We start from the raw sequence: 15,539 nt of genomic DNA on the forward strand, positions 1-15,539 counted from the left end.
AACTCAGCGGCCCTGTTCGGCGGCCAGGGCCTGACGCTGGCGTTCGGTGTCGGCGTCGCGGGCCTTCTGCTGGGCGGCCAGCTGGTCCTCGATCTCCAGCAGTTCGCGGTTCTTGCGGTCCGAGGCCTGGGCGCGGGTCTCGCCGACCTTGCGGCCGGTGATCCCCTCGATCTCGGCGATCGACAGGGGCTGGGCGCAGAGGCTGGTGTCCGGATCCCACCAGCCGCCGTTGTTCACGCAGCGATCGCCGGGCGCCACGACCAGCGCCTGCCAGGCGAAGGTGGCCCCCACCAGCAGGGCGAACAGGCCCAGAAACAGCACGCTGAGCCGTTTCATCGTCAAAAGGCGGTGCATCTGGAGCTTCCCGTGATCCGGCGTGTTGACGCCGCGTTACGTTGACAGGGCGGGTGCGGCGTACCTATTCCCTGACCCATCATTCCGGCGACTTTGTGGATAGCGCAATGAAGGTTCTAGTCCCCGTCAAACGGGTGATCGACTCCAACGTCAAGGCCCGCGTGAAGGCGGACCAGACCGGCGTCGATCTCGCGAACGTAAAAATGAGCATGAATCCCTTCGACGAAATCGCCGTCGAGGAGGCTGTTCGGCTCAAGGAAGGCAAGGAGCACCATGCCGCCGGGACCGCGACCGAGATCGTCGTCGTCTCCATCGGCGTGACCCAGGCCCAGGAAACCATCCGCACCGCCCTGGCCATGGGCGCCGACCGCGGCATCCTGATCCAGTCGGACGCCGACCTCGAGCCGCTGGCCGTCGCCAAGCTGCTGAAGGCGGTGGTCGACGAGGAGAAGCCGGATCTGGTCCTGCTGGGCAAGCAGTCGATCGACGGCGACAACAATGCGGTCGGCCAGATGCTGGCGGCCCTGCTCGACTGGCCGCAGGCGACCTTCGCCGGCAAGCTGGAAATCGGCGGCGGCAAGGCGACTGTCACGCGTGAAGTCGATGGCGGCCTGCAGACCGTGGCGGCGGAACTCCCGGCGGTGGTCTCGGTGGACCTGCGCCTGAACACCCCGCGCTACGCCTCCCTGCCCAACATCATGAAGGCCAAGAAGAAGGAGATCGCCACCAAGGCGGTCGCCGACTACGGCGTCGATGTCGCCCCGCGCCTCAAGGTGCTCAAGGTCACCGAGCCGCCCAAGCGGTCGGCCGGTGTGAAGGTGGCTGACGCCGCCGAACTGGTTTCCAAGCTCAAGTCCGCGGGGGTCCTGTAATGGCCGTTCTCGTCATCGCCGACCACGACGGCTCGACCGTCCGCGACACCACCCACAAGACCGTCACCGCCGCCCTCGCCGTGTCGAAGGACGTGGACGTGCTGGTGCTGGGTCAGGGCGCCAAGGGCGTCGGTGACGCCGCCGCCAAGATCGCGGGCGTCCGCAAGGTCCTGCTGGCCGAGAGCGCCGGTCTGGGCAAGATGCTGGCCGAGGCGATCGAGGCCACCGTCCTGCCGCTGGCCGCCGGCTACGACGCCGTGCTGACCCCGGCCAATACGGACGGCAAGAATTTCGCCCCGCGTCTGGCCGCCAAGCTCGACACCGCCCCGATCTCGGACATCGTGGAAGTCGTCTCGGCCGACACCTTCGTGCGCCCGATCTACGCGGGCAACGCGCTGGAGACCGTCCAGTCGTCGGATGCGAAGAAGGTCATCACCGTCCGCCCGACCGCCTTCACGGCGGCCGCTGAAGGCGGTTCGGCCTCGGTGGAAACCGTTGCCGGCGCCGACGCGCCGAAGACGACCTTCGTCTCGGAAGAAATGGTCAAGTCGGACCGTCCGGAACTGGGCGCCGCCAAGATCATCGTCTCGGGCGGCCGCGCCCTGGGTTCGGCGGAAGAGTTCCACGCCGTCATGGACCCGCTGGCCGACAAGCTGGGCGCCGCCGTCGGCGCCTCGCGCGCGGCGGTCGACGCGGGCTACGCCCCCAACGACTATCAGGTCGGCCAGACCGGCAAGGTCGTCGCCCCGCAGCTCTACATCGCCATCGGCATCTCGGGCGCCATCCAGCACCTCGCCGGCATGAAGGACTCCAAGGTCATCGTCGCCATCAACAAGGACGCCGACGCCCCGATCTTCCAGGTCGCCGACTACGGCCTGGTCGCCGACTACAAGACGGCGGTGCCGGAGCTGATGAAGGCTCTGGGCTGACATCAGGATGTCGGAGCGCTTGGCGAAGGATATCCTCAGGCGCATCGATGCTGACTATGAGCAGGCGGACCGTCCGGACGTGACGGTCCGCCTGTCGTCCCTCTGGGATATGGATCTGAACGTCGGACCAGAGCAGCTGGCTCGCGCGATCCTTATCGTGGCTTCAGGTGACGCCATAAAGCTGAAGCGGGTCTTTGACACCCGTTTCCACGGCGACCCACGAGACATCATCATGGCGGCGATGGCTCAGGACGACGGCGCTGATTATGGTCATGCTCCTTTCCGTTGATGCCTGCCACCCTCCCCATCCGCCTCACTCCCGGCGCCGCATCCGACCGCATCGACGGCTGGGACGTCGACGCTGACGGCCGCCCGGTCCTCAAGGTTCGCGTCCGCGCCCGGCCGGTCGAGGGCGAGGCCAATGCGGCGTTGCTCAAGCTGCTGGCGAAAACCCTGAAGCTCCCCAAGTCCGCCGTGTCTCTGGAGCGGGGCGGGCAGTCGCGGTTGAAGCGCATCGCCGTGGACGGACTATCCCTGGACGAGGTTCGGGAGCGTCTTTCCGCACCGTGACGAAATCGGCCTTTGACGGATCGGGCGACTGCCCCCTTTAATCCGCGCCGAAGTTCGCGCCGCCGTTTCCCGGGCTGGCGCAAAAGGGGAGCTGTTCATGAGACTTCGACGCCTGGGGGGCGCCAGCCTCGCCGCCATCGCCGTGCTGGCCCTCGGGGCCTGCGCCACCACCGGCAGCGCCGACGCGCAGACCGAGACCGCCGAAACGCCGCGCAGCCGCGCCCTGCCGACCGGTCTGGACTACGCCGCCAACCCCGATCCCTATCCCTCGACCTATCGCGGCCTGCCGCGCGAGAATTTCGCCATCGTCGGCGGGACCGTGCTGGACGGCGCCGGGCGCAAGTTCGAGAACGGCGTGGTCGTGGTCACCGATGGCCGCGTGGCCGCCGTCGGCGACGCCTCCACGGCCATTCCGGCGGGCCACCGCACGGTGCAGGCCAATGGCCGCTTCGTGACCCCGGGCATCATCGACGTCCACTCGCACCTGGGCGTCTATCCCTCGCCGGGCGTGCAGGGGATGAGCGACGGCAATGAGGCCACCAGCCCGAACACCGCCCAGGTCTGGGCCGAGCACAGCCTGTGGCCGCAGGATCCGGGCTTCAACGCCGCCCGCGCCGGGGGCGTGACCACCCTCCAGATCCTGCCCGGCTCGGCCAATCTGTTCGGCGGTCGCGGCGTGACCGTGCGCAACGTTCCGTCGGTGACCATGCAGGGCATGAAGATGCCCGACGCCCCCTACGGCCTGAAGATGGCCTGCGGCGAGAACCCCTCGCGCGTCTATGGCTCGCGCAACCAGAGCCCGGCGACGGGGATGGGCAATATGGCCGGTTATCGCGCCGCCTTCATCGCCGCCCAGGACTATCGCGCCAAATGGGACAAGTGGCGTGCGGACGGCGAAGGCTCGCCGCCCACCCGCAACCTGCAGAACGAGACCATCGCCGGCGTGCTGGACGGGTCGATCCTGGTGCAGAACCACTGCTACCGGGCCGACGAGATGGCCATGATGATCGACCTGTCGAAGGAGTTCGGCTTCCGCATCACCGCCTTCCACCACGCCATCGAGGCCTACAAGCTGGCGCCGCAGCTGGCCCGTGAAGGCATCTGCGCCGACATGTGGACCGGCTGGTGGGGCTTCAAGATGGAGGCCCTGGACGCGGTTGAGGCCAACGCCGCCCTGGTCGACGCCCAGCCCGGCGGCTGCGCCGTCATCCACTCGGACGACGCCGAACTGACCCAGCGCCTGAACCAGGAAGCCGCCGCCGCCCTGGCCGCCGGTCGCCGCATCGGCCTGACCATCCCGGAAGAACGGGCGATCAGCTGGATCACCCTCAACGCCGCCCGCTCGCTGGGCATCGCCGACCAGACCGGCTCGCTGGAGAACGGCAAGCGCGCCGATGTGGTGATCTGGAGCGCCGATCCCTTCTCGATCTACGCCCGCGCCGATCAGGTCTTCATCGACGGCGGCCTGGCCTTTGACCGCATGAACCCGGCCTACCAGCCGGTGTCCGACTTCGAACTGGGCCAGCCCGGCTACGGCCTGAGCGCCGCCAACGTCCAGCAGGGAGCCCGCTGATGCGCCTCAAGAGCCTCATCCTCGGCGCCGCCTCGCTGGTCGCGCTGGCCGCCTCTCCCGCTGTGGCGCAGGAGCTGACCGCCATCACCGGCGGCCGCGTCCTGACCGGGACCTCGGTCATCGAGAACGGGACCGTCGTCATCCAGAACGGCCGGGTTGTCTCGGTCGGAACCGGCGCGGCCCCGTCCGGCGCCCGCGTCATCGACGCCCGCGGCAAGGTGGTCTCGCCCGGCTTCGTCGCCGTCGATTCCGGTCTGGCCGGCAGCGAGGTCGGATCGGTCACCGGGACCAATGACCTGGCCAACGGCGCCAACTCCATCAGCGCCTCCTTCGACGTCTCCTATGGCCTCGACCCGTGGTCCTTCACCCTGCCGGTGGCCCGTCTCGGCGGCATCACCCGCGCCATCGTGACGCCCAGCCACGGCGGCGGGGGCGGCGGCGCCCACGCCCATGACGATTCCGACTTCGCCGGGGTCCAGCATGGGCTGCAGTCGCCCAGCCTGTTCGCGGGCCAGGCTTCGATCATCCATCTGGCCTCGGGCAATGACATCCTGGTCCGCGCCCGCGTGGCCCAGGTGGCGCCCTTCGGCGAGGCCGGTGGTCGCGTGGCCGGCGGCGCGCGCGGCGCCGAGTTCACCCAGTTCAAGGAAACCCTGGCCGAGGTTCGACTCTACGCGCGCAACCGCGCCGGCTACGACCGGGGCGGCCTGCGCGAGCTCAGCCTGTCGCGCGCCGATCTGGAAGCCCTGATCCCGGTGGCCGAGGGCCGCATGCCCCTGATCGTCACCGCCCGCCGGGCGGCCGACATCCAACAGGTGCTGCGTCTGGCCAAGGAGGAGGGGATCAGGATCATCCTCGACGGCGCCGAGGAGGGCTGGCTGGTCGCCGACCAGATCGCCGCCGCCGACGTGCCGGTCCTGCTGAACCCGATCTCCAACCTGCCGGGCAATTTCGAGATCCGGGCCGCCCGGATGCAGAACGCCGCCGCCCTGAACGCCGCCGGAGTGACCATCGCCATCAAGGGCAATGAGGGCTCGACCCACCGCGCCCGCGAGACCCGCTACAACGCCGGCAACGCCGTCTCGCACGGCCTGCCCTATGAGGCGGCGATCGCGGCCATCACGGTCAACCCGGCCCGCATCTTCGGCGCGGCCGGCCAGTTCGGCGAGCTGCGTCCCGGCGCCGCCGCTGACGTGGTCATCTGGTCCGGCGACCCGCTGGAGCCGCTCAGCGACGCCGAGCAGATCTGGGTCAACGGCCAGGAACAGGCCCCGACCAGCCGCCAGTTCCTGCTGCGTGACCGCTATCGCGGCGGCGGCGAGGGCGCGATGCCGCCGGCCTACGGTCGGTAGGGGCGAGGTTTTAGGTTCTAGGTTCTAGGGAAGTATGCTTGGAGCAGTCCATCGCGCCACCGCCTCCCTAGAACCTGACACCCAGAACCCAGAACCTATGAATCCCCGCATCTTCATCGACGCCGACGCCTGCCCGGTGAAGGACGAGGTCTATCGCGTGGCCGAGCGCTACGGGCTGAAGGTGTTCGTCGTGTCCAACGGCTGGATCAACACCCGCCGCGATCCGTGGATCGAGCAGGTGGTGGTCGACGCCGGGCCGGATATCGCCGACGACTGGATCGCCGAGCGCGCGGGCAAGGGCGACATCGTCATCACCCAGGACATCCCGCTCGCTGATCGCTGCCTTCAGGCGGGGGCGCAGGCGATCAAGTCCAACGGCACGCCCTTCACCCCGGACTCGATCGGCTCGGCGCTGGCGGGCCGCATGGTGGGGGAGCATATGCGCTCCATGGGCCTTCAGACCTCCGGCCCGCCACCCTTCGGCCCGAAGGACCGCTCCAACTTCCTGCAGGCGCTGGACAAGGCGGTGGTGGTCGCCAAGCGGGCATTCGCCTAGGGGGTGTTCATGTTTATGGAATTTTTCGCCGTCTCAGCGATAACCTTCGGTGGAGAGGACGCCTCCGAACCGGAAGGCTGCGCCGTCGCGGTCCGCTACGCGGAACAGGTCCTTGCCCGGAGGCCGGGGCGCTACGTATTTAGCCCAACTGCGAGTGGGTGGCCGAGTGATCTGGATCGATCTGTCGGCGCTGACGAAGTCCCGGTGGACGCGGTGTTCGCTGAAAAGATCAACGCCACCCCTCCGACCAGCGCTGTAGAGGCCTGCGGGTCCCTCCGACGCTTCCTCGATGCGCAAGCTATACCGCACAGCGCTGAGGCCGTTGCCGAGGCGACCTGGGCCAACGATCTGGACAAGTTGGCCCGGTTTGAGCCGTACGATCGGATAATGGTCGTCATGACGCTGCCGCTCCTGAACGGAGATGGAAGCGAGGCCTTTGTTCAACTCGGCGTATTTCCCCATCCTCGCTTTTGCGCGATGTTTTCGTACACCCTCGACGTCGGGGATCCCGAGCTTTCGGTGACGAGATGGCGGCCCGGGCCGCTGTGCTGACATGACCGTCATCCCCGAGGACGAGCTGGAGTTCCGCTTCTTCCGCGCGGGCGGGCCGGGCGGGCAGAACGTCAACAAGGTGTCGACCAGCGTCCAGCTGCGTTTTGACGCCCGCAATTCCCCGTCCCTGACCGATCCGGTGCGCGAGCGGCTGCTCAAGCTGGCGGGCAGCCGGGCGACGCTGAACGGCGAAATTCTGATCACCGCCGTCCGCTTCCGCACGCAGGAGCGCAACCGCGCCGACGCGATCGGACGGTTGCAGGAACTGGTCGATCAGGCCTCGATCAAGCCGGTCTTCCGTGTACCGACGAAACCCACACGCGCCTCGAAGGAGCGGCGGCTGGAAGGCAAGTCCAAGCGGTCCACGATCAAGAGCGGGCGGGGAAAACCCCGCCTCGACTGAGTTATTCGCCTTCGGGGACCGGGCGGAACAGCAGGGCGTCCACCTTGCCGGCGTCATCGAAGCCGATCACCCACTGGGTCTCCGCCGTCGCGAACGTGACGATGAACAGGTCCGCGCCTTCCTGGCTGCGGACGAAATCGACCGCCTGCACCGCGCCGAAGCCCTGCAGGATCGGCAAGATCTGCGCCTGCTGCTCGCGGATCTTGCCCGCCAGCTCCTCGGTGAACAGGTCGAAGTCGAGCGCATTGGACTTCATGCCCGAGATGATGGTGCGGATGGTCGCCGCGGCGTTCGCATTCACCGGGCGGGTCGCAGCAGCGGGCCGGGGGGCGGGCGTCGGCGCCGTCTGGGGCGTGGCGTTGTTGTCAAAGGTGTTGGGCACGCTGCCGGCGGCGGCCTGGGCCATGGCCTGGGTCGGGGCGGTCATCGGAAGGGCGAAGGCGGCGGCGCCGAGAAGGGCGGCCAGGGCAAGGGACTTCATCAGGCGACTCCGCGGAAGAACGGTCAGACGATGTAGGGCCAAAGCGACAGAACAAGGGCGGCCGCCGAGGCGCAGCCTGCCACCGTGACACAGACAATCAGCCTGACGGGCGCCCGGCTCTCGCGGATGATAACGGTCTGACCCTGCGGCGGGTTCTGCGCCAGTTTCGACAGCGCCTTCAGCGTCGCGCGCAGTTCTTCCAGCGCATCGCGGATCTGGGCCTGCGGGCCGAGCTCGCGACGGATCCAGCGCTCGACCACCGGCTGGGCGGCGGCCCACAGGTCGTGGTCGGGGTTCAGGCGACGCGCCACCCCCTCGACCGAGACCATGGTCTTCTGCAGCAGGATCAGTTCGGGCCGCAGATGCATGTCGAACAGGTCGGTGATCTCGAACAGCTGGCCCAGCAGACGGCCCATCGACACCTGCGACGCGGCCTTGCCGATGACCGGCTCGCCCACCGCGCGCAGGGCCTGGGCGAAGGCCTCGACCGAATGCTCGGGCGGCACATAGCCGGCCTCGAAATGCACCCGGGCGATGCGGTCATAGTCGCGGCTGATGAAGCCCCACAGGATCTCGGCGAGGTAGCGGCGCTCGGCCGGACCCAGACGGCCCACGATGCCGAAGTCGATGGCGGTCAGCTCCGCCGGGGCATGGCAGAACAGGTTGCCTTCGTGCAGGTCGGCGTGGAAGGCGCCGTGGTCCAGCGCCTGAGAAAGGAACGACCGCACGACGTTGTCGGCCAGCGCATTCACGTCCAGTCCCGGCTGCAGGATGGCGTTCGGATCGGTCAGCGGCAGGCCGGTCGCCCACTCCAGCGTCAGCACCCGCTTGCCGACCCCGTCCCAGATCACCGCCGGGGCGTCCATGTGGCCGCGCTGGCCCTGGGCGTCCGGCTTGGCCATGATCTCCTTCAGCTCGGAGGCGGCGGCCGCCTCCAGCCGCATATCCAGCTCCAGAGCCAGGGCGCGGGCGATGGTCTCGACGAAGGCCGAGGGCTGCAGCCGGCGCGACAGGGGCACGAACCGCACTGCCAGCCGGGCGGCCAGCCGCATGGAATCCAGCCCGTTGGCCACCCGACGTTCGACGCCGGGGCGCAGAATCTTCACCGCCACCTTGCGGCCGTCGGCCAGCTTGGCCGGGTGCGCCTGCGCCAGAGAGGCGGCGGCGACGGCGGGACCGAACTCGGTGAACAGGGCCTCGACCGGACGGCCCAGCGACCGCTCGACCTCGCGTTTCGCCTGATCCAGCGGGAAGGGCGGCAAGGCGTCCTTCAGACGGCCCAGATCGCGGGCGAACTCGACGCCGAAGATGTCGGCGCGGGTGGCCAGCACCTGCCCCAGCTTGATGGCCACGGGACCGAGGTGTTCGAACGCCTTGCCCAGTCGCTGGCCGGGTCGGCCCTCGCGGCCCTCGCGCCCGGCGAACAGGTGCAGGAGGTGCGCGATCCAGCGCGCCCAGACGGGCAGCAGGGGGGTGATTTCGCGCGGCGCCAGGGCGTCGTGGCGGATCAGCACGCCCAGCCAGCCCAGCAGGCGGAAGGCGGCGCTCACGGGCGCGCGCACCGGCACGGTGGCCGGCGGCGGCGGGGGCGTGCCGGGATCGATCCTCTGGCTCAGATCGCCCACCCGTGATGGATGGCCGCCACGCCGCCGGACAGATTGGTCACGGTGACCCGGCTGAACCCGGCCTCCTCGATCATCCGCTTGAAGGTCGGCTGGTCCGGGAAGCGGCGGATGCTTTCGACCAGGTACTGATAGCTGTCGCGATCCTTGGCCACCCATTCGCCGATGCGCGGAATGGCGTGGAAGGACCAGGCGTCATAGGCCTTGCGGATCGGCGCGGCGGTCGGACGCGAGAACTCCAGGCACAGGAAGCGGCCGCCCGGCTTCAGCACCCGGCGCGCCTCGCGCAGGGCCTGCGGCACGTCGGCGACGTTGCGGATGCCGAAGCTGATCGAATAGGCATCGACCGAGGCGTCCGGCAGGGGCAGGGCCATGGCGTCGCCGACGGTCCAGCTCATCTCCGGCTCACCGCCCTTGTGGACCCCCGCCATGATCATCTCGGCGTTGTAGTCCAGCACGATGACCTTCGCGTCGTCGCCGCCCATACGCAGCTGGGCCGCGCGGGCCATCTTCGAATAGCGCCGGGACATGTCGCCGGTGCCGCCCGCGACGTCCAGAATGGTCTCGCCCGGACGCGGGTTCAGCTTGGCCGCCGCCGCGTCCTTCCAGAGCCGGTGCACGCCCGCGCTCATCAGGTCGTTCATCAGGTCGTAGTTCGACGCCACGGAATCGAACACGCCGCGCACCATGCGGACCTTTTCCTTCGCGTCCACATCGCGGAAGCCGAAGGAGGAAGTCTTGCCAGACGGGGAAGGGGAGGCGTCGGTCATGCTCACGCTCTACCCCTTCGCCGGGGCCGCGTCATCCGTCTGTGTGGCCGCACAGTCCGGTTCAGTGCTTCCCGTTCGGGCGCGGCACGCCCAGGTCCTTCATCACGTTCGAGATCATGCCGTAGCAACCGCACGAGGCCTTCTCGAGCCCGGGGCGGTCCAGCACCTCGACCCAGCCCCGTCCGCGACGGATCAGCCCCTTGTCCTCGATCTCCGAACCGACCTCCGACACGGTGGCGCGACGCACGCCCAGCATCCCGGCGATGTCCGACTGGGTCAGCTCGATCCGGCTGCCGTCGGCGCGGTCGTGCAGGGTCAGCAGCCAGCGCGCCAGACGCTCGTCCAGCCGGTGCTGGGCGTTGCAGGCGGCGACCTGCTGGACCTGGGCGAACAGGCTTTCGGTAAACCGCGACAGGGCGCTGCGCATCTCGGGACTGCTGGCCAGGGCGTCGGAGAACACATCCGCCGGGCAACAGGCGGCCGAGCCCTCGATCTGGGCGATGGCCCGGCTCGAGGCGCGGGCGTTCAGCGGGCCGCAGGTCACGCCGACCAGCCCCTCGCGCCCGATGGCGGCGGTCTCGACCATGTGGTCGTCGGCCAGCACGGTCATCAGGGAAACCACCCCGTTCAGGGGGAACCATACTTCGTCGAGCGCCTCGCCGGCGTCGTACAGCATCTGCCCCTGCGCAAAGGGGCGCTCGTTCAGGTGCGGCTCGATCCGTTTCCGGTCCGCCGCGGGAAGGGCGCTGATCCACAGATTGTCCATGACGTCCTCCTCTGTTGAATGGTGACGCTCGATAACGCCCAAGCTTCGCTCCGCGTTCCGCTTGTGGCCGGGACGTGCGCGGGCTACGCCGGAGAAAACGGAGGGAACGATGCCGGAACAGATTGACGTCGCGGAAGCCCTGAAAGGCCTGCCCGCCTGGAAGAAGGCGGATGACGAACGGCCCGCCATCGCCCGGTCCCTGACCTTCGCCGACTTCAACGCCGCCTTCGGCTTCATGACCCGCGTCGCTCTTCTGGCGGACAAGGTCGACCACCATCCGGAATGGTCCAATGTCTACAACCGGGTCGAGGTGCTGCTGACCACCCACGACGCGGGCGGGGTGACGAAACGGGACACCGACATGGCGCGCTTCATCGACGAAGCCGCCGCTGCGATGGGAGCGAAGTGATGGCTGGACGCGTCTCGAACAAGAAGATCCTGATCACCGGCGCCGCGGGCGGCCTCGGCACGGCCATGGCTCATATGCTGGCCCGCGAGGGGGCCAAGGTCTCCGTCACCGACGTCAATCTGGAGGGCGCGCAGGCGCTCGCCGACGCCATCAACGCCGACCACCCGGGCAGCGCCTTCGCCTTCGCCCAGGACGTGACCTCCGAGGATCAGTGGATCGCCACCATCGACGCGGCGACGGAAGGGATGGGCGGCCTGTCGGTGCTGGTCAACAACGCCGGCATCGGCGGCCCGCTGGCCTTCGTCGAGCAGGACACGGTCGAGAACTGGCAGCGCCAGTACGAAATCAACCTGCGCTCCATCATGCTGGGCACCAAGCACGCCATGCCGCGCCTGCGCGAGGCGGCCCCGGCCTCGATCATCAACATCTCCTCGGTGGCGGGTCTCGCCGCCGCCCCGGGCATGGGCGCCTACAACGCCACCAAGGCGGGCGTCTGGATGTACTCCAAGACCATCGCGCTGGAGGCCGCCAAGATGGACTGGAACGTGCGCTGCAACTCGGTGCACCCGGTCTTTATCAAGACCCCGATCCTCGATCCCTTCGTGGCCATGGCCGGGGGCGATGAGGGCAAGGCCCACGAGCGTCTGGCCCGCGGCATTCCGCTGAAGCGCATCGGCGAGCCGGACGATGTGGCCTATGCGGTGGTCTATCTGGCCTCCGACGAGTCCAAATTCATCACCGGAACCGAGTTCGTCATCGACGGCGGCATGCTGGCCCAGTAGGGCCGGCTTCGGTCAGTCGACCGCCACGACCTCGACCGACTGTCCCGCCACAACGGCCTCCTCACCGACCCGTTTGCCCACCAGGGCGCGGGCCAGCGGCGAGACATGGCTGACCGAACCCTTCGCCGGATCGGCCTCGTCCTCGCCGGTGATCCGCCAGGTCTGGGTGCGTCCGTCCTCGCGCTCGATGGTCACCGAACCGCCGAAGCGCACCCGTCCGTCGGCCTGCGTCTCGACCAGTTGGGCCGAGGCCCGGCGGGCGGACCAGTAGCGCAGGTCCCGCGCGGCCCGGGCCATGGGCGTCCGGTCTGTCTCGATCGAGCCCGCCGCCTGCGCCGCCGCATAGGCCGCCCGCGGGTCGGCCAGCGCAGCCTCGATCAGCGCCAGCCCTTCGGGGGTGACGAGGTTGGGGTGCGGGGAGATCGGACGGTCGGGAAGATCGGCGGCCGTGGCCTCCAGGTCCTCCTCACGGGTGAAGGCGACGCTCATGGGGTCTCGCTAAGTGAAAAAGGCCGCGGTCGGAAGACCACGGCCCTTTCGATGTTCTCAAGGGTGAAGATCGTCAGATCTTTCGCCCTCGTCCGGTGATGAAGCTCACCACCAGCAGGATCAGGAAAACGACGAACAGAACGTAGGCGATGTTCATCGAGATGCCCGCCACACCGCCAGCACCGAGGGCGCCGGCGACGAGGGCGAGCACAAGAAAGATAAGGGCCCAGCGTAGCATGAGCAGTTCCTTCCAGAGCGGTTGTTCCAAGGGGTTCGGCTCGTCGCCGCACCTGTGAAAGCAACCGTCCGGAAGCGAAGCGGTTCCCGCCTAGCGGCGTCTTCCCGTGTGCGATTTTTCCGTGAACGCCGCCGCCACCAGACTGGCAAGTGCCGGATTACGCAGGAAAATCCAGCCGCCGGCCAGGGCCGCGGCGGTGCCCAGGATCGGGCGTTCGCGGAACAGCATGAAGGCGCGTTCGCCCAGTCCCGTCGGCTCCTCTTCCTCCTCCTCGTCATCGCCCTCGCCGCGCAGGAAGACCAGCGCGACCACGGCGGCGACAAGCGCGAACAGCAGGAAGGTGATCGCCGCGGCGGCCAGCGCCGGAATCACCAGCGCCAGCGCATAGAAGATCGCCACCCCCAGGAAGAGGATGGCGACCAGCGCCGCCCCGGCCGCCACGGCAGCCGCGACAGCCTTCTTCACCAGACCCCTGGCCAGCCCCCCGCCAATCATCAGCGACGACGACCGGCGAGCAGCAGGCCGAGCACGACGCCCACGCCCAGCGCGATGGCGGTCGACTGCAGCGGACGCTCCTGGACCCGTTCGGTCAGGTAGCGCTGCGCTTCATCGAACCGCTCCGACGCATCGTCATAGTATTCCTGACTCTTCACGCGGGCCTCGTCGTAATAGCCGCGGGCGCGTTCGCGCAGCACGCCGGCCTGCTCGCGCAGCTTGGCCTCGGCCTCGGCGGCCTTGGCGCGGACGCGGGCGTCGGCGACCGCCGCCTTTTCCTTCAGCGCGGCCTTTTCCTCGGTCCCGAGCACCTTCAGGTCGTCCTTCAGCGTGTTCAGATCGTTCTTAACTGCGGCGCGGGCCGCCTTGGTCGTCGCCATGATGCGCGCTCCGTTTGGTCAAGCTTGACGGTTAGATAGAGAACCCTGAGCCGAAACGCCACTGTGGCGTCACGGTTCCCGCGGTGCAGCATAGGGAAGGGGGCAGGTTCTGGGTTCCAGGGGTCAGGTTGTTGCGCTTGTACTGTGCGGCCAGACCCGCTTGAGGTAGGTCCGGTCATCCTTGGTCCCTGGAACCTGACACCTAGAACCTCGTCCCTCATGTCTTTCCTTTTCCCCCCCGCCCCCACGCCCTCGCTCCCCATCGGCGGCAGCGACGCCCGCTTCCCTGTCCGCCGCATCCTGTGCGTGGGCCAGAACTACGCCGCCCATGCGCGCGAGATGGGGCATGAGCGGGCCGAGCCCTTCTTCTTCACCAAGCCCGCCGATGCGGTGGTCGCCGACGGCGCGGACCCGCTCTATCCGACGGCGACCGCCAACCTGCACCATGAGGTCGAGCTGGTCTGCGCCATCGGGCCGGACGGCGTCGTCGGCTGGGCGGTCGGCTGTGATCTGACCCGTCGCGACCTGCAGGCCGAGGCCAAGAAAACCGGCCGCCCGTGGGACGCCTCCAAGGGCTTCGACCAGTCCGCGCCGATCGCGGCGATCCACCCCGGCGCCCTGCCCGACCCGGCGGCGACCATCGAACTGCGCGTCAATGGCGAGGTCCGCCAGACCGGCCGTCTGGACGACATGATCTGGAACCCGGACGAAATCCTGACCAAGGCGCGCGCGCTGTGGGACATTCAGGCGGGCGACCTGATCTTCACCGGCACGCCCGAGGGTGTCGGCCCGCTGGTCCCCGGCGACCGGGTCGAGGCGACCATCGGCGGCCTGCCCGCCCTCTCCTTCACGGTGAAAGCGCGATGATCCTGCACGGCTACTGGCGCTCGGGCGCCGCGTATCGCACCCGCATCGCCCTAGAACTCAAGGGTTTGTCGTATCAGCAGCAGGGGCATGACCTGCGCACCGGCGCCCAGAAGGACCCGGCCTATGTCGCGCTGAACCCGCAGGGCATGGTTCCGGCGCTGGAGGTGCCCACGGACTCTGGCGTCGCGGTCCTGACCCAGAGCCCCGCCATCCTCGAGTGGCTGGAGGAGGCGCATCCGACCCCGGCCCTGCTGCCGTCCGACGCCCTCGGCCGCGCCCATGTCCGGGCCATGGCGGCCCTGATCGGCTGCGATATCCATCCGCTCAACAATCTGCGCGTCGGCAAGGCCCTGCGCGAAGGCTTCGGCGCCGATCAGGCCGCCGTCGACGCCTGGGCCGCTCGCTGGATCCTTCCTGGCTTCGAGGCGCTGGAAACCCTCGTCGCTCGCCACGGCGCCGGCTGGAGCTACGGCGACGCCCCAACCCTGGCCGACTGCTACCTGATCCCGCAGATCTACTCAGCGGCCCGGTTCAATGTTGCGCTGGACGCCTTCCCGAGACTGCTGGCGATTGATGAAGCAGCGAAGACCCACCCCGCTTTCGTGGCGGCCCACCCCGACAACCAGCCGGACGCGGGGTGACGCAGTGAACCGGTGTCTCCTCCCCGTCGCACAGCGATGGGGAGGGGGACCGCGAAGCGGTGGAGGGGGGCTTCACCCGAGGCGCCGTTCCGCCGCCAGCCGGATCGACACGAGAACGCCGTCCAGACCCTCACCTCCTCGGCCGCGATCCTGAAGACGGTCAGCCCCTGCTGTTCCAGCCACGTGGTTCTGCGGCAGTCATGGGCGATGCGGTCCGGGTAGGAATGGCTCTCGCCATCGACCTCAACAGCAAGCTTCGCCTCGGCGCAGTAGAAGTCGAGCACATATGGGCCGATGGGATGCTGGCGTCGGAATTTCAGACTGGCCAGAGCGCGCCGGCGCAGACAGACCCAAAGCCGCGCCTCCGGCGGCGTTAGTGTGCGGCGTTGAACGCGCGCTCGCGAGACAGAACCTTCGGACCTCAAGAGCCCCTCCACC

Annotated in this window: 22 protein-coding genes and 1 pseudogene; 13 read left to right on the top strand and 10 right to left on the bottom strand. The window is 68.6% G+C overall.

Annotation, left to right across the window (positions count from 1 at the left end; all coding sequences use genetic code 11):
* Window positions 1-3: 3 nt before the first annotated feature.
* Window positions 4-354 (bottom strand): hypothetical protein, encoded by a 351-nt coding sequence (locus tag ACFQQC_RS03810; RefSeq protein WP_376859843.1) that lies wholly within the window; start codon window positions 352-354, stop codon window positions 4-6.
* Between the two features lie 107 nt (window positions 355-461).
* Between ACFQQC_RS03810 and ACFQQC_RS03815 the strand changes: the two genes are divergently transcribed.
* The 9 genes from ACFQQC_RS03815 to arfB all read left to right on the top strand — a co-directional run bounded on the left by ACFQQC_RS03815 (window position 462) and on the right by arfB (window position 7,161).
* Window positions 462-1,226 (top strand): electron transfer flavoprotein subunit beta/FixA family protein, encoded by a 765-nt coding sequence (locus ACFQQC_RS03815; RefSeq protein WP_376859845.1) that lies wholly within the window; start codon window positions 462-464, stop codon window positions 1,224-1,226.
* Window positions 1,226-2,155: an electron transfer flavoprotein subunit alpha/FixB family protein gene (locus tag ACFQQC_RS03820; RefSeq protein WP_376859847.1), complete on the top strand. Its 930-nt coding sequence runs from the start codon at window positions 1,226-1,228 to the stop codon at window positions 2,153-2,155. The genes ACFQQC_RS03815 and ACFQQC_RS03820 overlap by 1 nt, the downstream gene beginning before the upstream one ends.
* 19 nt (window positions 2,156-2,174) lie before the next feature.
* Window positions 2,175-2,444 (top strand): hypothetical protein, encoded by a 270-nt coding sequence (locus ACFQQC_RS03825; protein ID WP_376859849.1) that lies wholly within the window; start codon window positions 2,175-2,177, stop codon window positions 2,442-2,444.
* On the top strand, window positions 2,444-2,725 hold the full coding sequence (locus ACFQQC_RS03830; RefSeq protein ID WP_376859851.1) for a DUF167 family protein: 282 nt from the start codon (window positions 2,444-2,446) through the stop codon (window positions 2,723-2,725). Before ACFQQC_RS03825 ends, ACFQQC_RS03830 begins: the two co-directional genes overlap by 1 nt.
* Window positions 2,726-2,822: 97 nt before the next feature.
* On the top strand, window positions 2,823-4,298 hold the full coding sequence (locus ACFQQC_RS03835) for an amidohydrolase (RefSeq protein WP_376859853.1): 1,476 nt from the start codon (window positions 2,823-2,825) through the stop codon (window positions 4,296-4,298).
* Window positions 4,298-5,650, top strand: a complete 1,353-nt coding sequence (locus ACFQQC_RS03840) for an amidohydrolase family protein (protein ID WP_376859855.1) — start codon at window positions 4,298-4,300, stop codon at window positions 5,648-5,650. Before ACFQQC_RS03835 ends, ACFQQC_RS03840 begins: the two co-directional genes overlap by 1 nt.
* Window positions 5,651-5,747: 97 nt before the next feature.
* Entirely contained in the window at window positions 5,748-6,206 is a 459-nt protein-coding gene (locus ACFQQC_RS03845) for a YaiI/YqxD family protein (RefSeq protein ID WP_376859857.1), read from the top strand.
* Window positions 6,207-6,215: 9 nt separating this feature from the next.
* Window positions 6,216-6,758 carry a hypothetical protein gene (locus ACFQQC_RS03850; RefSeq protein ID WP_376859859.1) on the top strand — a complete coding sequence of 181 codons (543 nt, stop codon included), beginning with the start codon at window positions 6,216-6,218 and terminating at the stop codon, window positions 6,756-6,758.
* 1 nt (window position 6,759) lies between these two features.
* Window positions 6,760-7,161 carry an alternative ribosome rescue aminoacyl-tRNA hydrolase ArfB gene (gene arfB / locus ACFQQC_RS03855; RefSeq protein WP_376859861.1) on the top strand — a complete coding sequence of 134 codons (402 nt, stop codon included), beginning with the start codon at window positions 6,760-6,762 and terminating at the stop codon, window positions 7,159-7,161.
* 1 nt (window position 7,162) lies between these two features.
* On the opposite strand, the gene ACFQQC_RS03860 is transcribed toward arfB, so the two are convergent.
* The 4 genes from ACFQQC_RS03860 to ACFQQC_RS03875 all read right to left on the bottom strand — a co-directional run bounded on the left by ACFQQC_RS03860 (window position 7,163) and on the right by ACFQQC_RS03875 (window position 10,800).
* Window positions 7,163-7,642 carry a hypothetical protein gene (locus ACFQQC_RS03860; protein ID WP_376859863.1) on the bottom strand — a complete coding sequence of 160 codons (480 nt, stop codon included), beginning with the start codon at window positions 7,640-7,642 and terminating at the stop codon, window positions 7,163-7,165.
* Between the two features lie 23 nt (window positions 7,643-7,665).
* Entirely contained in the window at window positions 7,666-9,267 is a 1,602-nt protein-coding gene (ubiB, locus tag ACFQQC_RS03865; protein WP_376859865.1) for a 2-polyprenylphenol 6-hydroxylase, read from the bottom strand.
* Window positions 9,255-10,034: a class I SAM-dependent methyltransferase gene (locus tag ACFQQC_RS03870; protein WP_376859867.1), complete on the bottom strand. Its 780-nt coding sequence runs from the start codon at window positions 10,032-10,034 to the stop codon at window positions 9,255-9,257. Before ACFQQC_RS03870 ends, ubiB begins: the two co-directional genes overlap by 13 nt.
* 61 nt (window positions 10,035-10,095) lie before the next feature.
* Window positions 10,096-10,800 (bottom strand): Crp/Fnr family transcriptional regulator, encoded by a 705-nt coding sequence (locus ACFQQC_RS03875; protein WP_376859869.1) that lies wholly within the window; start codon window positions 10,798-10,800, stop codon window positions 10,096-10,098.
* Window positions 10,801-10,909: 109 nt separating this feature from the next.
* Here ACFQQC_RS03875 and ACFQQC_RS03880 point away from each other — a divergent pair, with 109 nt between their 5' ends.
* Together ACFQQC_RS03880 and ACFQQC_RS03885 are read left to right on the top strand one after the other, a co-directional pair.
* The gene (locus tag ACFQQC_RS03880; RefSeq protein WP_376859871.1) at window positions 10,910-11,209 is read left to right on the top strand and encodes a 4a-hydroxytetrahydrobiopterin dehydratase; all 300 of its coding nucleotides are present in this window, start codon (window positions 10,910-10,912) and stop codon (window positions 11,207-11,209) included.
* Window positions 11,209-11,991: an SDR family oxidoreductase gene (locus ACFQQC_RS03885; RefSeq protein ID WP_376859873.1), complete on the top strand. Its 783-nt coding sequence runs from the start codon at window positions 11,209-11,211 to the stop codon at window positions 11,989-11,991. Before ACFQQC_RS03880 ends, ACFQQC_RS03885 begins: the two co-directional genes overlap by 1 nt.
* Before the next feature lie 12 nt (window positions 11,992-12,003).
* Here ACFQQC_RS03885 and greA read toward each other — a convergent pair whose 3' ends face one another.
* The 4 genes from greA to ACFQQC_RS03905 all read right to left on the bottom strand — a co-directional run bounded on the left by greA (window position 12,004) and on the right by ACFQQC_RS03905 (window position 13,593).
* The gene (gene greA, locus ACFQQC_RS03890) at window positions 12,004-12,480 is read right to left on the bottom strand and encodes a transcription elongation factor GreA (RefSeq protein ID WP_376859875.1); all 477 of its coding nucleotides are present in this window, start codon (window positions 12,478-12,480) and stop codon (window positions 12,004-12,006) included.
* Window positions 12,481-12,553: 73 nt separating this feature from the next.
* Window positions 12,554-12,718 carry a DUF1328 family protein gene (locus tag ACFQQC_RS03895; RefSeq protein WP_376860848.1) on the bottom strand — a complete coding sequence of 55 codons (165 nt, stop codon included), beginning with the start codon at window positions 12,716-12,718 and terminating at the stop codon, window positions 12,554-12,556.
* A 90-nt stretch (window positions 12,719-12,808) separates the two neighbouring features.
* Window positions 12,809-13,183 carry a hypothetical protein gene (locus tag ACFQQC_RS03900; protein ID WP_376859877.1) on the bottom strand — a complete coding sequence of 125 codons (375 nt, stop codon included), beginning with the start codon at window positions 13,181-13,183 and terminating at the stop codon, window positions 12,809-12,811.
* Window positions 13,184-13,212: 29 nt separating this feature from the next.
* Window positions 13,213-13,593: a DUF883 domain-containing protein gene (locus tag ACFQQC_RS03905; RefSeq protein ID WP_376859879.1), complete on the bottom strand. Its 381-nt coding sequence runs from the start codon at window positions 13,591-13,593 to the stop codon at window positions 13,213-13,215.
* 219 nt (window positions 13,594-13,812) lie between these two features.
* Between ACFQQC_RS03905 and ACFQQC_RS03910 the strand changes: the two genes are divergently transcribed.
* The gene (locus tag ACFQQC_RS03910) at window positions 13,813-14,460 is read left to right on the top strand and encodes a fumarylacetoacetate hydrolase family protein (protein WP_376859880.1); all 648 of its coding nucleotides are present in this window, start codon (window positions 13,813-13,815) and stop codon (window positions 14,458-14,460) included.
* Window positions 14,457-15,101: a maleylacetoacetate isomerase gene (gene maiA, locus ACFQQC_RS03915; RefSeq protein WP_376859882.1), complete on the top strand. Its 645-nt coding sequence runs from the start codon at window positions 14,457-14,459 to the stop codon at window positions 15,099-15,101. The genes ACFQQC_RS03910 and maiA overlap by 4 nt, the downstream gene beginning before the upstream one ends.
* A gap of 188 nt (window positions 15,102-15,289) precedes the next feature.
* Here maiA and ACFQQC_RS03920 read toward each other — a convergent pair.
* Window positions 15,290-15,538: pseudogene (locus tag ACFQQC_RS03920) on the bottom strand (endonuclease domain-containing protein); the annotation flags it as partial.
* Window position 15,539 lies beyond the last annotated feature (1 nt).

This window comes from Brevundimonas sp. GCM10030266 (assembly GCF_042666595.1).
In the GTDB taxonomy this organism is placed as follows: Bacteria; Pseudomonadota; Alphaproteobacteria; order Caulobacterales; family Caulobacteraceae; genus Brevundimonas.

Bases quoted from the DNA above. Each gene is read 5' to 3' on its own strand.
- ACFQQC_RS03810 (WP_376859843.1), bottom strand. From the start codon at position 354: ATGCACCGCCTTTTGACGATGAAACGGCTCAGCGTGCTGTTTCTGGGC.
- ACFQQC_RS03815 (WP_376859845.1), top strand. From the start codon at position 462: ATGAAGGTTCTAGTCCCCGTCAAACGGGTGATCGACTCCAACGTCAAG.
- ACFQQC_RS03820 (WP_376859847.1), top strand. From the start codon at position 1,226: ATGGCCGTTCTCGTCATCGCCGACCACGACGGCTCGACCGTCCGCGAC.
- ACFQQC_RS03830 (WP_376859851.1), top strand. From the start codon at position 2,444: ATGCCTGCCACCCTCCCCATCCGCCTCACTCCCGGCGCCGCATCCGAC.
- ACFQQC_RS03835 (WP_376859853.1), top strand. From the start codon at position 2,823: ATGAGACTTCGACGCCTGGGGGGCGCCAGCCTCGCCGCCATCGCCGTG.
- ACFQQC_RS03840 (WP_376859855.1), top strand. From the start codon at position 4,298: ATGCGCCTCAAGAGCCTCATCCTCGGCGCCGCCTCGCTGGTCGCGCTG.
- ACFQQC_RS03845 (WP_376859857.1), top strand. From the start codon at position 5,748: ATGAATCCCCGCATCTTCATCGACGCCGACGCCTGCCCGGTGAAGGAC.
- ACFQQC_RS03850 (WP_376859859.1), top strand. From the start codon at position 6,216: ATGTTTATGGAATTTTTCGCCGTCTCAGCGATAACCTTCGGTGGAGAG.
- arfB (WP_376859861.1), top strand. From the start codon at position 6,760: ATGACCGTCATCCCCGAGGACGAGCTGGAGTTCCGCTTCTTCCGCGCG.
- ACFQQC_RS03860 (WP_376859863.1), bottom strand. From the start codon at position 7,642: ATGAAGTCCCTTGCCCTGGCCGCCCTTCTCGGCGCCGCCGCCTTCGCC.
- ACFQQC_RS03870 (WP_376859867.1), bottom strand. From the start codon at position 10,034: ATGACCGACGCCTCCCCTTCCCCGTCTGGCAAGACTTCCTCCTTCGGC.
- ACFQQC_RS03875 (WP_376859869.1), bottom strand. From the start codon at position 10,800: ATGGACAATCTGTGGATCAGCGCCCTTCCCGCGGCGGACCGGAAACGG.
- ACFQQC_RS03880 (WP_376859871.1), top strand. From the start codon at position 10,910: ATGCCGGAACAGATTGACGTCGCGGAAGCCCTGAAAGGCCTGCCCGCC.
- ACFQQC_RS03885 (WP_376859873.1), top strand. From the start codon at position 11,209: ATGGCTGGACGCGTCTCGAACAAGAAGATCCTGATCACCGGCGCCGCG.
- greA (WP_376859875.1), bottom strand. From the start codon at position 12,480: ATGAGCGTCGCCTTCACCCGTGAGGAGGACCTGGAGGCCACGGCCGCC.
- ACFQQC_RS03895 (WP_376860848.1), bottom strand. From the start codon at position 12,718: ATGCTACGCTGGGCCCTTATCTTTCTTGTGCTCGCCCTCGTCGCCGGC.
- ACFQQC_RS03905 (WP_376859879.1), bottom strand. From the start codon at position 13,593: ATGGCGACGACCAAGGCGGCCCGCGCCGCAGTTAAGAACGATCTGAAC.
- ACFQQC_RS03910 (WP_376859880.1), top strand. From the start codon at position 13,813: ATGTCTTTCCTTTTCCCCCCCGCCCCCACGCCCTCGCTCCCCATCGGC.
- maiA (WP_376859882.1), top strand. From the start codon at position 14,457: ATGATCCTGCACGGCTACTGGCGCTCGGGCGCCGCGTATCGCACCCGC.